Source organism: Orbus sasakiae, assembly GCF_039542345.1.
Classification (GTDB): Bacteria; Pseudomonadota; Gammaproteobacteria; order Enterobacterales; family Orbaceae; genus Orbus; species Orbus sasakiae.
The window spans coordinates 808877-824301 of record NZ_BAABHY010000001.1 but is presented as its reverse complement, the minus strand read 5'-3'; the positions used below and the strand labels follow the sequence as shown (position 1 = coordinate 824301).

The 15425-nt window shown below is 36.7% G+C and carries 10 protein-coding genes; 5 read left to right on the top strand and 5 right to left on the bottom strand.

The window, feature by feature from the left end; all coding sequences use genetic code 11:
* Positions 1–76: 76 nt before the first annotated feature.
* Complete coding sequence (recQ, locus tag ABEA36_RS03575) at positions 77–1903, bottom strand: DNA helicase RecQ (protein WP_345488884.1); 1827 nt, start codon at positions 1901–1903, stop codon at positions 77–79.
* Between the two features lie 492 nt (positions 1904–2395).
* Between recQ and ABEA36_RS03570 the strand changes: the two genes are divergently transcribed.
* From ABEA36_RS03570 to ABEA36_RS03550, 5 genes are read left to right on the top strand one after another with little or no spacing between them, the layout of a single operon-like run.
* Positions 2396–3160 carry an ABC transporter ATP-binding protein gene (locus ABEA36_RS03570; RefSeq protein ID WP_345488882.1) on the top strand — a complete coding sequence of 255 codons (765 nt, stop codon included), beginning with the start codon at positions 2396–2398 and terminating at the stop codon, positions 3158–3160.
* The gene (locus tag ABEA36_RS03565) at positions 3157–4065 is read left to right on the top strand and encodes an iron-siderophore ABC transporter substrate-binding protein (RefSeq protein WP_345488880.1); all 909 of its coding nucleotides are present in this window, start codon (positions 3157–3159) and stop codon (positions 4063–4065) included. Before ABEA36_RS03570 ends, ABEA36_RS03565 begins: the two co-directional genes overlap by 4 nt.
* A gap of 4 nt (positions 4066–4069) precedes the next feature.
* Positions 4070–6043, top strand: coding sequence for a Fe(3+)-hydroxamate ABC transporter permease FhuB (gene fhuB, locus ABEA36_RS03560; RefSeq protein ID WP_345488878.1), 1974 nt, complete (start codon positions 4070–4072; stop codon positions 6041–6043).
* Positions 6044–6048: 5 nt separating this feature from the next.
* Complete coding sequence (locus tag ABEA36_RS03555) at positions 6049–7665, top strand: multidrug ABC transporter permease/ATP-binding protein (protein ID WP_345488876.1); 1617 nt, start codon at positions 6049–6051, stop codon at positions 7663–7665.
* The gene (locus tag ABEA36_RS03550) at positions 7662–9701 is read left to right on the top strand and encodes a TonB-dependent siderophore receptor (protein ID WP_345488874.1); all 2040 of its coding nucleotides are present in this window, start codon (positions 7662–7664) and stop codon (positions 9699–9701) included. Before ABEA36_RS03555 ends, ABEA36_RS03550 begins: the two co-directional genes overlap by 4 nt.
* 98 nt (positions 9702–9799) lie before the next feature.
* Here the strand turns inward: ABEA36_RS03550 and ABEA36_RS03545 are convergent, their stop codons facing one another.
* The 4 genes from ABEA36_RS03545 to uvrD all read right to left on the bottom strand — a co-directional run bounded on the left by ABEA36_RS03545 (position 9800) and on the right by uvrD (position 15395).
* Positions 9800–10780 carry an alpha-L-glutamate ligase-like protein gene (locus tag ABEA36_RS03545; RefSeq protein ID WP_345488872.1) on the bottom strand — a complete coding sequence of 327 codons (981 nt, stop codon included), beginning with the start codon at positions 10778–10780 and terminating at the stop codon, positions 9800–9802.
* Positions 10781–10792: 12 nt separating this feature from the next.
* Entirely contained in the window at positions 10793–12361 is a 1569-nt protein-coding gene (locus ABEA36_RS03540; RefSeq protein ID WP_345488870.1) for an inactive transglutaminase family protein, read from the bottom strand.
* A 22-nt stretch (positions 12362–12383) separates the two neighbouring features.
* Positions 12384–12902: an ATP-dependent zinc protease family protein gene (locus tag ABEA36_RS03535; protein ID WP_345488868.1), complete on the bottom strand. Its 519-nt coding sequence runs from the start codon at positions 12900–12902 to the stop codon at positions 12384–12386.
* Between the two features lie 225 nt (positions 12903–13127).
* Positions 13128–15395, bottom strand: a complete 2268-nt coding sequence (uvrD, locus tag ABEA36_RS03530; protein ID WP_345488866.1) for a DNA helicase II — start codon at positions 15393–15395, stop codon at positions 13128–13130.
* Between the last annotated feature and the right edge of the window lie 30 nt (positions 15396–15425).

Below are 15425 nucleotides of genomic sequence, written 5' to 3'. Positions count from 1 at the left end.
TAAAGGTGCTTAATCGTGATGATTTCAATATTGAACAGCTAATCCATGTTCGATTTACGATTAATTTATAACAGGTCTAATGATTGGTAATGAAACTTTCGATCTCGTCAAGAAACAACTCACCATATTTTTCAAGTTTTATTTTGCCGACCCCTGTGATACCTAATAGCTCTTTTCGATTTTCCGGTAAAGTTTGTACCATTTCTAATAGTGACTCATCACTAAAAATGATATACGGTGCAACATCTTCCATTTCGGCAATCTCTTTTCTTAATCGTTTAAGATTATTAAATAATATACGTTCTTCATAAGATAAAATCGTGGTTTGATTAATTGCCCTTGCATACCGGTTTTGACGACTCTTTTTAACCAATTCAAGACGAGGCTTAACCAACGATAATGTAACATTACCCCGTAGCACGTTACGTGCGTCCTCACTTAAATAAAGTGTTGAAAATGCGGTTAAATTTTGTTTTAAGTAACCCAAATGAATCAATTGTCGGATAACACTAATCCAATAGTCTGATGTTTGATCCTTACCAATCCCATAGACAGATAAAGCATGATGACCATTTTCCTTAATTGACGCACGATTAGAGCCGCGCAAGACATCGACAATATATTGCGCACCATACCGTTGTTCTACGCGATAGACACAAGATAAAATTTTTTGTGCATCAACTAAACCATCGTAGTGTTCTAACGGATATAAACACACATCACAGTTATTACATTTTTCAATACGATGTTCACCAAAATAATTGAGTAATACAATTCTTCGACAAGTTTGGGCTTGAGTAAAAGCCACCATTTCATTGAGTTTATGTGACTCAATGGATTTATGAACCCCCTCTTCTTTTTCATCAAGCAATTTTTTATACCAATTAAAATCCTTTGAATTATAAAGTAACAGTGCTTCCGCCGGTAAGCCATCTCGCCCCGCTCGTCCAGTTTCTTGATAATACGCCTCAATGGTTCTTGGTACATTGGCATGAATAACAAAACGCACATTAGGTTTATTGATTCCCATACCAAAAGCGACCGTTGCAATCATGATTGGCACATCGTCTTTCAAAAAACGTTCTTGTGCGTAAGCCCGTGCATCAGGGGTTAATCCAGCATGATAAGCAACGACACTGTAACCTCGATTGGCTAAGCGTGATGCCATATCATCAACTTTTGCCCGGCTTGAACAATAAATTATGCCGCTATTGCCTTTTTGATTTTCAAGGAATGAAGAAATCTGTTCCAAAGGATTAAAACGCTCAACAACCGTGTAACGAATGTTGGGCCGATCAAAACTGCTAATTCGTATGTTTGGCTGATTCAGATTTAGACGTTCAATAATGTCTTTACGGGTCATTTCATCAGCGGTGGCTGTCAGCGCGATAATAGGAATATTCGGAAATTTAGCTTTTAACTGACCTATTTGTAAATATTCCGGTCTAAAATCGTGGCCCCATTGTGAAATGCAGTGAGCTTCATCAATCGCAATCAAAGACGGGGGAATGGCACGGATTAATGATGAAAATGCCGAAGTGGCTAATCGTTCAGGGGCAATGTAAAGTAATTTAATATTACCTTGCGTATACTGCTTCATTACCGATTGCTGCTCTTCTGGAGACTGTGCCCCAGTTAAACAGGCTGCCTTTATACCATAAGCTAATAATTGATCAACCTGGTCTTTCATTAAAGCAATCAGTGGTGATATAACAATCGTTGTACCTGCTAGTAATAATGCTGGAATTTGATAGCACAACGATTTACCGCCACCCGTTGGAATAATAACTAAATTATCTTCACCACGCACAACCGACTCAATGATTTGCAGCTGCTGATGTCTAAATGATTTATACCCAAAAGTATTATGAAGAACTTCATTGGCCTTCTCAGCTATTGACATATCGATTCTTATTTTTTTGATTTTGTTAGGTTTGATACAATCATACGTATTGAATGTGATGATAATTATTTTATCGGTTATTCGGCTTTAGTCGCAAAAGCGTCATTAATTTACCCTATAACACATGACTTATTTATATAAGCGAGAACCATAGTATAACTAAAAATAACGTTTTAGACGACCGAAATCATCCATTATTTCCATTTAAGCCATCGTCAATTCATCAACACGCCACCAATTATGATTTAAAACAGACCGACTTTAAATAAAAATCAAATAAATGCCTTTCTCCATGATAATGAATTTGTTTTTCATCGTTTTATGATCCATGTCAAACAACTTAATTTACATAAAAATGTATAAAAACAGACACAATATTTAAACTTATTTTACTGTATTTCATTAGACTTTATTGCCGCCAACGTTTAATATGCCAGCCCTTAAATATTATTAGTAATGATAATCATTATTAAATGGGTGATTAAATTTTGTATGCTTATTGCTCAAAACATTGAATATCACATTCAAGAAACGCTTATTCTTAATCACGTTTCTACCCAATTTCAACCAGGCTTAGTCTATGGTATTGTCGGTCATAATGGTTCGGGTAAATCGACGTTTACCAAACTCTTAGCGAAACAAATTATCGCAACATCAGGTTCCATTACACTAAATCAAAAAAATCTTACTGACTATTCACATAAACAATTAGCCAGAAAATTAAGTTATTTACCGCAATATCTACCTACTGACATCAATTTACCCGTTAAAGAACTGGTTAAACTCGGTCGATTTGCATGGCATGGGGTGATTGGCCGCTATACCGATGATGATTCTACCATTATTAATCAGGCATTAGCGCAAACGCATACAGCGCATCTTAAAGATCGCTATTTAAGTTCGCTCTCAGGCGGTGAACGCCAACGCGTATGGTTATCAATGTGTTTAGCGCAACAAAGTCAATATCTTTTACTTGATGAACCGTTGTCAGCATTAGATATTAATTATCAAATTGAAGTCATGAAATTACTCAACCAGCTAGCCAAAGACTATGACATTACGACCATTATCGTGTTACACGATATTAACTTAGCCAGTGAGTTTTGCGATCATTTATTAGCCTTTAAACACGGTCAGTTGATTTATGATTTAGCGACAGAACAGATGATGACACCAACGATTTTACAGCAAATCTATGGTATTCATTTTGATGTGATTACTCACCCTAGTCGGGGTCATAAGGTTGCTTTAGCATGAAGCTTAAAATCGCCTTAATTTGCTTTATTATAGTCAGTTGCCTTTTATGGGTTATGTGTTTACCCGATTATCAAACTGCTCACGTGCAATCCGATAAACCACAACGAATCATCACCACTGACTGGACGATTGCCGAAACATTACGAGTCTTACAAGCACCTTTAGTCGGTGTCGGCGATAAAAAGGAATATGCGACTTGGGTAAGTGAGCCAATATTAAACAATGATGTTGTCGACTTAGGTTTACGTTCACAACCCAATCTAGAAGTCATTGCTAATTTAAAACCCACTCTTTTGATTAATTCAACTTGGTCACAAAATCTGATTCCTGAAAAACTTATCCCGATTGATTTAGCGGCAATCGATTTTTATACCAACGATGGTATCAGTTGGTTACATACAGTACAAACAACTGAAAAACTTGCACAGCTAGTCGATAAAACAGCTCAAGCCCAAACACTCATTCGCCAGACAGAACAGCAATTTTCAGATAATATCCAACGTTTAAATGCAATACCGCAACATCCTTATGTGGTAGTGCAATTTATTGACTCTCGCCAATTACGTATCTATGGCGCAAACAGTTTATATGGCGTGGTATTGGCTAAACTGAATTTAAATAATGCTTGGCAACACCCTACAAATGCATGGGGCTTTAGCCAAATCAGTTTAATTGATTTAGCCACATTACCTCAAAATACCCGCCTTATTATTGTTAAACCTTATCCTGCTAATGTACATCAGTTATTAGAAAAGAATGTATTGTGGCAAACACTGCCTTTTAGTCAGGAACACCATTATTACATTTTACCTGCCACATGGGGATTTGGTGCATTACCCTCAATGCAACGTTTTAGTCATTCCTTAACCGATGCATTAACAATGCAAACCGCAAATGGGTGGTGATACTATGTCAGCATTAAAAAAAATCATCTTAATCAATTTACTGCTGTTATTGCTGTCTCTTATCGCCATTGGTTGGATAATTTTACATGTTATTGCGCAACCGCTTTTGCAAGTTGATTTAGCTCAAGTTAGTACATTAAAGTATTTGATCGTTGTTGATAACTGGTTACCTCGCTTTTTTATGGCGATACTTGTTGGCGGTGCATTAGGCATCAGTACAACAATTTTACAACAAGTAACACATAATCCCTTAGCTTCAGACTCTACATTAGCGGTGAGTAGTGGCGCTTACATTGCACTACTTTGTGCTAATTTATTTATGCCATCGTTACTGCTCTGGGTGAGTGGTGCAATGATCGCTCTTTTTGGCGGTTTAGCCAGTTTGCTAATAGTATTTATGATGTCTTATCGTAATCAGTTTTTACCCGTTAGAATGCTCTTGTCTGGATTAGTTTTAAATCTTTATTTGGGTGCATTAGCAACCGCATTAGTCATATTCCATCCTGAAGCCTCAAAAAATATTTTTGCTTGGCAAGCTGGCTCGTTAATTCAAGACAGCTGGCAAGATATTATACAAATACTGATTGCTACTTTTGTTGCCATAGGAATCTTGTGTTTGTTATTGCGTTCTCTACATGTTATGCAGTTAGGTGATACACAAGCCAAAAGCTTAGGTGTGCCTATCGTAGTGGTCCGTGGTGTGTGTATTTTATTGGTAGCCTATTTGTGTGCGACAACACTGAGTTTAGTGGGAATGATTGGCTTTATCGGACTCGCTGCCGCAACCATGATTAATCAAATTCAATTAACCAAAACATGGCAAAAAATGGTTTTTTCATATTTGACTGCTGGATTAATTTTACTACTGACCGATTGTCTCTTGGCTATTATACAGTTTTATAGTACCTTTTATTTGCCCGTTGGGACAGTCAGCGCATTTATCGGTGCACCACTACTGCTCTATCTCATTTTTAAAGCATTACCAACCAGCATTAATTTATCAAAGAATAATTCATATACCCATCACTCTACATTAACGGCTATGCAATCAAAAGCTTACTGCATATTAGCGATAATAATTGGCCTCATATTGGTGTGGTTTAGTTTAGCTATTAGTAATACTCCGTACGGATTTATGTGGACCGGCTGGGATAATACTCTTCTAGTCATTAAATTGCCAAGAATCATTACGGCTATTGCAGCGGGGATCATGTTGAGCATCTGTGGTGTTTTACTGCAACGTATGACACACAATCCGCTTGCCAGCCCAGATTTATTAGGCATCAGTTCAGGGGCAGCTATTGCAATTATTGTAACGGTTATGGTGTTCGGATACCAAGTCATACCGCTTTGGTTACCTGGCTTAATCGGTGCACTGCTGACCTTTTTGTTTATTATTGCCATCAACATTAAAAACAAATTTCAGCCAGAAAAAGTCATTTTAACGGGTATTGCCATAGCGGCGTTACTCACCGCACTCATTCAATTATTTTTAGTTAACGGTGATCCAAGAATCCAATTCTTATTAATTTGGTTATCGGGTTCAACCTACAGCAGTGGTCTAGTCAGTGGTATTGTCATGCTTATGGTGGCGTTATTCATTTTGCTATTATTATTGATATTCTCGCGTGCGATAAGCCTATTGCAACTGCCCGATAATATCACTAATGCATTAGGTATGAACAGTAATACAGTACGTTTTATATTAATTGTCGTCTCAACCATTTTAATTACGCTTGCCACATTACAAATTGGACCATTGAGTTTTATTGGTCTACTGGCACCATTGATTACTCGCATGATCGGTTATCATTTTGTCAAAAGCCAGTTACTCATGTCTTCGCTGATCGGTAGTATATTAATGGTCAGTGCTGATTGGTTAGGTCGTAATATTCTTTTCCCTTATGAGATTCCAACTGGAATCATGGCTGCCCTTATTGGTGGTTCTTGCTTTTTCTATCTAATGAGGCGCCCTTAACGATTATGTCAACCTTCTACCCACTATTTAAAACACAATCTAAATTACTAATTATTGTTATCTGTTTGACAATATTATCAAGTGTAATGGGCATTGTGATTATGAAATTTATAAATGAATATTTGTTAACAAATGCTGAATCGATTAACTTCACACTCATTATTTTTACGGGTTTGATTTTATTATATTTAATTCTAACGACGCTGGCACAAATTGTGATTTCACTCTTAGGACATAAGATTGTTTTTAACTTACGTACTCATCTGTTAAAACAGATCTTAAACAGTCGATTTGAGTGGGTAAAACGGATCGACAAATCAAAAATTATTGCCAGTTTGACCAATGATATCCAGCATATTTCATTTGCATTTGTTCGTTTACCTGAATTGGTTCAGGGTGGTTTATTTGTCGTACTTATTTGTGGTTATATGGCATATTTATCTGTCAGCTTATTTTTGATTATTGCCATTTGGCTTATTGCAACCATTGTTGGTGGAAACTGGTCAGTTAAACGGGTTTATCACCATTTAAAGTCTGTCCGTCAACAAAATGATGATATTCATGCACATTATGAATCATCATTAGAAGGCTTTAAAGAACTTTCGCTCAATCAACATCGTAAGCATCAACTTTATCAGGATTTTATTCAAGCGAATCAAAATGTCCGCAACCATTCTCTTTTTGCAGATACCTATCATGCCTTTGCGGGTAATTTTACCAATGTCATGATGCTGATGGCTGTTGGGATCATTTTTTATTTATCGGTATATCATCAATGGGCTTCTTTCCAAGATGCAACAACAATTGCTTTAGCACTTCTTTTTATCCGTGGACCGCTGATTACTGCGGTGGGTGCATTTCCAACTATGATGCAAGCGCATGTGGCATTTAAAGCAATTGAAGCACTCCAGCTCAGTCCCCTGACCGATTACAATACAAATGCGCTTAATACCGAAAACTGGCAAACCATACAATTTCATCAAGCTAGTTATCACTATGATAATAATCTCTTTTCACTAAAACCGATCGATTTTACATTGCATCGTGGTGAAGTTGTTTTTGTGGTTGGTAAAAACGGCAGTGGTAAATCCACATTGTCCTATCTATTGTCAGGTCTTTATTTACCAACAACCGGTTATCTCACATTAGATGAGTCAATTATTTCAGAGCGCAATATAGCGTCTTATCAGCAGCTATTTTCGTCTGTTTTTACTGATTTTTATTTGTTTACACATTTAATGGGTGGCGATGGTACTAAAGCCGATACGACACTTATTACGCAATGGTTGTCACACCTTCAGCTAAATACCAAAGTTACGGTTAATGGGCACCAATTAAATACAACGCAATTATCGCAGGGTCAGCGTAAACGATTAGCGCTGTTAGTTGCCGCATTAGAACAAAAATCAATTTTAATTTTAGATGAATGGGCTGCCGACCAAGATCCTAATTTCCGAAAAGTTTTTTACGAGAACCTATTACCTATTTTAAAAAATCAAGGTTATACCATTTTTGCCATCAGTCATGACGATAAATATTTTCAACATGCTGATCGCATTATTGAGATGACCGATGGTCAACTACATGAACTTAGTTCATCACCACAAAGGAGAACACTATGAGTTGCTCAACGCATTTCATATTTAAAAAAAGCGTTTTAGCTTGTGCAATATTATCGGCTTTGCCAGTTGTTGCATTCGCTGAAACAACCGATACCATCGAAGTCGTGGGGTCAATGGCAAAGACGGGGACGGTTAAATTTTACGATACGCAATCGACTGATTCGATCGATGAGCAGCAGATTAGTGATAAGAAGGCTGAAAAAATTGATGACGCATTATCTTATACTTCTGGTGTATCAACTGGCTTGTATGGACATGATGGACGCAGTAACTGGATTAAAATTCGTGGGTTGGATGTATCTTATACCGTTGATGGTATGCCACAAGTCAGCCATGGCTATTTTGGTACCACTCCTGAAACATTTGGACTTGAACGTATTGAAATACTAAAAGGAGCAAGCTCCGAATTATATGGTTCGACCAAACCTGGTGGTACAGTAAATGTGATAACTAAACGACCAAAAGATAGCCCAGCGGGTGAGGTTAATGTATTTTGGGGAAATCATGGTAGAACAGGAATTGCGGCTGATTATAGTGGCATATTAAGCGACGATAATAGTGTAAGATATCGTCTAGTTGGAGAATATCGTGACGAAGAAAACGCGGGTCAACAAAACTATACAGGATTGAAACATTATTATGTTGCACCAAGTTTAACTTGGGATATCAATGATAAAACAAGCTTAACATTGCTTGCGAACTTCCAACAAGACACAGGCGTACCTGAAAATGGTTTTTTCCCTGCTTATGGCACGTTAATTAATACCCAATATGGTAAAATTGATCGTCATACGTTCTTTGGTGAACCTGATTTTGATAACTTAAATCGTAAAACATCGTCCTTAGGTTATGAATTCAGACACCAATTTGATAATGATATTGTTTTCACACAGAGCTATAAATTTGTTCATCAAGATCTTGATCTTGCGGGTGTGTACGGTTCATATACCGATAATAATCGTACTTATACGCGCAATTCTTACCGCCAACAAGGCATTAATAACACTCATACTATCGACAACCGTTTAAGTAAAGAATTCGCGATCGGTAATTGGCGTGATACTCTATTAATTGGTTTAGATTATTTAAAAACGAATATGAGTGGCCAGGACTATAATAATTATGGCGATTCAACCATTGATTTATTTAATCCACAATATGGTTTTACTGTAACCAACAATTTCCAGCCATTCAAGTTAAAAGCAAACGAATTAGGGCTATACTTACAAAACCAATTAGTTTATGACAATAAGTTAATTTTCAATCAAGGGGTTCGTCATAGCAAAATCAAAAACAGTGGTTACTGGACCGGTGCTGATTTTGAAAGAGATTACAGTCATAATGTTTACAATGCGGGTTTAATGTATATTTTTGATAGTAATATTGCTCCTTATGTTAACTATTCTGAATCATTTTTACCTGTTTACGGTTATAACTCAAATACGCAAACCGTGTATCGACCTTATGAAGCAAAACAATGGGAAGCGGGTATCAAATATGAACCAGAATGGATGGACGCAACCTTTACATTCGCTTATTTCCATATTAATGCACAAAATTCATTTGTTTCAAATGGTAGTGGGCAAGCATCACAAGCGTTAGAAACTCGTAGCCGTGGTGTTGAAGTGCAGATGCAAGCAGATATAACGGATAATATCAATGTTGATTTGGCTTATACTTATACCCATGCACAAACCGATCAATCAGCAACATTAACAACACAAAGCTCACTTGTCCCAAAACACTTTGCTTCAGCTTGGGTAAACTATAAATTTGCAGGTCCTTTAGAAGGATTAACGGTGGGTACAGGTCTACGTTATATAGGTAAAACAGTTGATAAAGTTTATTTACCTAATAATGATATTCCAAGTTATACCTTATGGGATGCGATGATTAAATATCAATTTAACAAATCATGGTCGGCACAGCTTAATGCCACTAATTTGACCGATAAAACCTATGTAGCGGGTTGTAGTTATTGGTGTTATTACGGTGCAGAACGTAGTGTGGTTGGCACGGTGACGTATAAATGGTAGTTATTATCACTAGATAACAAAAATGCAGGCTTTTGCCTGCATTTTTATTTTAATGATAAAACAATTAAAGCGTCTTGAGTATCAGTCTTTAATGAATACTATTTATCTAAAACAGAAAAATGTTTCATCGAGAATGCGATGCGTTCTTCTACGGTTTCTGTTCTTTTTTCACGTTTAAGCAGTGCGATATGTTCTTCAACAATATGAGCACGGCTATATAATCCAACGTCGTTTGCGATTTGAATATTCAAACCTGGTCTTGCATTAAGCTCAAGGATCAAAGGCCCTTTTGTCTCATCTAAGACTAAATCAACACCAATGTAACCTAAATCAACTAGCTCATAACAACTTGTTGCCAAATGGATAAATTTATCCCACATTGGCAACTGAATATTGCTGACATTATTATCGGTATCGGGATGGCTAACAATCTGTTCATTAAACCAAGAACCATTAAGCGTAGTCCCTGTGGCTAAATCAACCCCGACGCCAATCGCTCCTTGGTGTAAATTTGCTTTACCATTTGACTGTCGTGTTGGTAATCTGAGCATTGCCATAATCGGATAGCCTAATAACACAATAATTCGTAAATCAGGAACACCTTCGTAACTAATACTTTTAAAAATCGGGTCAGGTTTTACCCGATATTCAATGATTGCACTGTCACGCATACCGCCAAGTGAATATAAACCCGTTATAATATTTGAAAGTTGATATTCAATTTCATTATGACGCATCAATCTTCCAGAAACCGTTTTATAACGATCAACACCATAACGATCCGCAATAACAATAATGCCGTCACCACCTGAACCTTGTGCTGGTTTTATTACAAAATCACGATGATCTTTAATAATCTCATCAAGCTTTGAAATATCATGTTCAGTTTGAATGACACCATACAGCTCTGGGACGCTAATCCCCGCTTTTATCGCTTTTTGTTTAGTTAAAATTTTATCGTCAACTAACGGATAGTTACTGCGTTTGTTGTATTTTAATATAAAATCGGCATTACGTTGGTTAATACCCATAACGCCTTTTTTATTTAATGCTTTCCAAGTTTTAATTAATGATAACATATGATTTACCTGCTATTTCAACATTGCTTTAAAGCGAAACAGTTCGAGTAATCGATAACCTCGGTAACGCCCCATTGCTAGCATGAAAGCAACTAAAAGTAATAAGATAGCAGGGAAAGTAAAGACTAAATAAATCAGCGGTTGATACCCCATTACCCCATAAGCAATAGACGCGGTAATCAACGTACCAATCGCAACTTTTAATGCAAAATTAGCGCCTCGCTCTTCCCATGTGATGGAGAGACGTTCAATTGTCATCGTTAAAATAACCATAGGGAATAATGAGATGGATAAACCACGCTCGAAACCTAATTTATGACTAAAGAGTCCAACACAAATGATCAACATAACCACAAACGTTAATACAATTGAGAGACGTGGTAACATTTGCAATTTGAGATGCTCTAAATAGGAGCGAAGCAATAATCCGAAAAAGACAATGATTGAGAAGAAAATCATTCCAAATACAATACCGGTTTCCCGGAAAGCTAAGGCTACTAACACAGGTGTAAATGTGCCCAATGTATTAATACCAATCACATTACGCAATAATAAAATAATCAGCACACCAAAAGGAATCATTAGCATGATTTGGTAGGCGAGTTGGGTTGAAATCGGTAAAGTATAGAAAGAATACTCCGTTAAGTTACTGCCTTCCGCAGTGAGCTTAGCCAAATTAATTGCCGTCAATTCACTTTTATCTAAGCTAAAGTTTACTCGGGCCTTTGTACCATTTTCAACATTGATAATATCATCACTACCAATCCACCATACAACTTGATCATCAGGTAATCCAATATCACCGTTGGTTGGATTAAAATAATACCAATTCCCACTCGTACCATTAATACTACTATCTCGGTTATCAACCCCTTTATTTGGCTCAATGTAACTTCTAATCCATAAAATTGGGCTTTGGTTAGTTGATTTACTCAATTGCAATGTATGTGCTTGTTGAATAGGAATATATGCATGAGATAACAACAGTTCGATTGCTTTGACTTTGCTTTCGATTGAGTCTTTGTTATTAAGTAATAGCTGTACATCACTGTTATTCGGATCATTAACCGTATGTATGGTCGTCGTAATAAAGGTTGATACATTGGCTGATTTGCTACGAATATCTTTCACCAAACGATCAACCGCTTCTCTTTCTGGCCCTGCGACAGCAATCGGAGAACGCCACATGTCGCCTTTGGTGCTGTTTTCAATTTCATCCGAGAAACGTTTCGTTAAATTCAAACGGTAAAACAATGTTTGTTGACCAGATACGGCACGGGCTGACCATGTGACTAAACGATTGTATTGCTGATTGGTAACATTTTGACCATAACCGCTTGCTAAAAATAGTTCGTTTGATACCGCATAATCCCCACCTTTAGGTGGCACATAAAATTGGATACTGACGGGTTTAGTGCCTTTTACTTCAAAATTGATTTTGGCATCGATAGTCCATAAGTTATCAACTTCACTCTCTTTTAAAGGTGTTTTTAAAACAAAGACTTGATAACTGATAATCGCAATACCCAGTGCAAGCAAAATAGCGATAATGATTTTTAAATGCAGAGTCAAAGAACGCATATAGATATTTACCTATTTATGATTAAATTTTACATTTTGCTGATGATTGAAATTTTAAGCTCGGGTCGACAATCACTTTAAATTTGATTAATGCAGAGCTGCCAAGTAACAGCGGATAATTAAAACGAGAACGATCGGTTAAATTGACTTCTGTTGGATAGACTTCACCATCAAAACAGATATCTAACATAACTACTGGTCGTCTTGAATGTAGTTTGTCTTCATCATCACGTATATCATCGCTACGCGTTTTGATTTTGCTCAATCTTACAACTTGTTTTTCCATAACGGGTAAATCAAGATCTTTAACCTGAGGTTTAAATCGGACCCATTGCTGATCGTCTTTTTTGAAAAAATGAATATCAGTTGCACCAAACGATGAGGTCAGTGCTCCAGTATCTAATTTAGTTTTGATCTCTAGATGATTTATTTCGGGTAATTGAACTTTTTCATAAAGGCCATATACATTTTTTGCTTGCGCATTTACCATGCCTATCACCAATAAAAATAAGCCCGTCGAAAAGAACGTACTTAAACGCATAATAAGTTATTCCAATTACAATTATGGTTTAGAAAAGCCGCAATAGTACGCTATTAGCACCATGTAACCATTGGGCAAATGACATTAACCTGGTATCAAAATTCCATGTACTGAGAACCATTTAATACACCTGTTAAAACTATGTGTATAAAATAAAACGAAATAATAAAATAGCAACATCCTTTTGACGTTTTTTACACTAATTTAATAAATAATCACAACTCATTACATTAAGGTTAGATTAGCTAATTTAATCACTAACCATTTAATCCCTTCATTAACAAATGCAATTTGAACTCGGCGATGTTCGCCTTCGCCATCCAGATGAATAATCGTTCCTTCACCAAACCGTTTATGCAATACTTTACGACCAAGTACATAACCCTGATTTTCAGATTGGCTTTTTATAAAAGAGGCTTTACGTTGATGAATAAATTCATCATTTTTTTGGTTACCACTGATATCCTCTTGGTTTTCCTCATCCATAGGTGTGGTCGAAAAGTTAATTCCACCACGATAGCTAAGATCATGGAGTAACGCTTCTGGTAATTCAGCTAAAAAACGTGACGGCAGATTACGTTCCTCTTTACCATATAGACGACGAATTTCAGAGAGGCTTAACGTTAAATGCTTTCTCGCTCGCGTTATACCCACATAAGCCAGTCGCCTTTCTTCTTCCATTTTTTGTACGTCCGGAATCGATCTTTGAGCAGGGAAAAGTCCTTCTTCTAAACCAACAATAAAGACATGATCGAATTCTAAACCTTTAGCAGAATGAAGAGTCATCAGTTGCACGGAGTCAGACTCTTTTTTACTCTCTTTACCTTCCAGTGAGGTATAGGCTAAAAATGACTCTAAGACATCAAGTGTGCCATTATTTTCACCATCGATTGATTCCATAATCGGATTTGCTTTGCTGTGTTGCTGATAAAACTGCTGCGCAGCACTGATTAATTCATCTAAGTTTTCCAGTCTTGATTGACCTTTAATGCCCGCTTCTTGCTCATACATATCATAAATACCTGATATTTTAACGATTCGCTCAAGCTGTTGATAAAAAGGTAAAGACTCAACATCATCATAAATAGATTGGATAAGTTCGATAAATCGCGCTAACCCTGAACATTGGCGAGCTGCAATAGCTTTCATGCCAATAAGCTGAATCGTCGTTTGCCATAGTGATTGATTTTGTTGACGCGCCATCAACCTAATTTTATTTAATGTAACATCACCAACACCGCGGCTCGGTGTATTGACCACTAATTCAAAGGCATTATCATTATTATGATCATGTAATAAGCGTAGATAAGCTAAAGCAAGTTTGACTTCTTGACGTTCGTAAAAACGAATCGAACCGTAAATTTGATAAGCAATTGCAGATTGTAAAAGTGTGTCTTCTAATAAACGGGACTGTGCGTTATTACGATATAAAATTGCACAATCTTTGTAATTTACCCCTTCCTCATGCAGTTTTTTAATTTGGCCAATAACAAAGCGTGCTTCATCAATATCGTTAAAACCTACATAGACAGAAATTTGCTCACCTTGTTCACTTTCGGTCCATAAATTTTTACCTAAACGATTTTTATTATGGGTAATTAATTGATTCGCGACTTCTAAAATATTGCCACTAGAACGGTAGTTCTGCTCCAAACGAATAATTTCAGTATCAGGATAATCATTAATAAAAAGCTGTAAATTATCAGCATTCGCACCACGCCAACTGTAAATCGATTGATCATCATCGCCAACAATCATTACATTTGACGTATTGCCTGCTAAGGTTTTAACCAACTGAAATTGAATATGGTTTGTATCTTGAAATTCATCAACTAAAATATTGCTAAACCGCCGATGACAATAGTCTAAGACCTCATGATTATTTTTTAATAATTCATATGTTCTTAAAATAATTTCAGAAAAGTCAACATAACCTACTCGGTCACAGATTGCTTGATAATCAACATAAATTTTTTGCCACATTGCTGATTTAGGGTCATCAATCGCAATGTCATGAGGCCTCAATCCATTTTCTTTTTGCGTAGAGATAAATGCGACACACTCTTTTGAAGACCACTGCTTTTCATCAATCTTACGTTCTTTAAAAATACGTTTGACTAACCGATTTTGATCATCATTATCAATGAGTTGAAAGTTGGTTGGTAAGCCTGCTTGCTTAGCAAAAATACGTAACAATCGATGGGCAAGTCCATGGAATGTCCCCACCCACATCCCATTAAAATGAGCTTCACCTATAAGATCTTGGATTCGCTCTTGCATTTCAGCCGCGGCTTTATTGGTAAATGTGACAGCAAATATTGAGTTAGCTGGGTAACGTTTTTCTAAACATAACCATGCAATACGATGCACTAAAACACGGGTTTTACCACTTCCAGCTCCTGCAAGTACTAGTGTATATTGGCTATCGGTTATTACCGCATTTTGCTGTTCTTGATTAAGGTGCATCAACAAAGATTGTTTTATATTTTTCATTGTCATCATTATCGGTTTAATTCTGCTTGC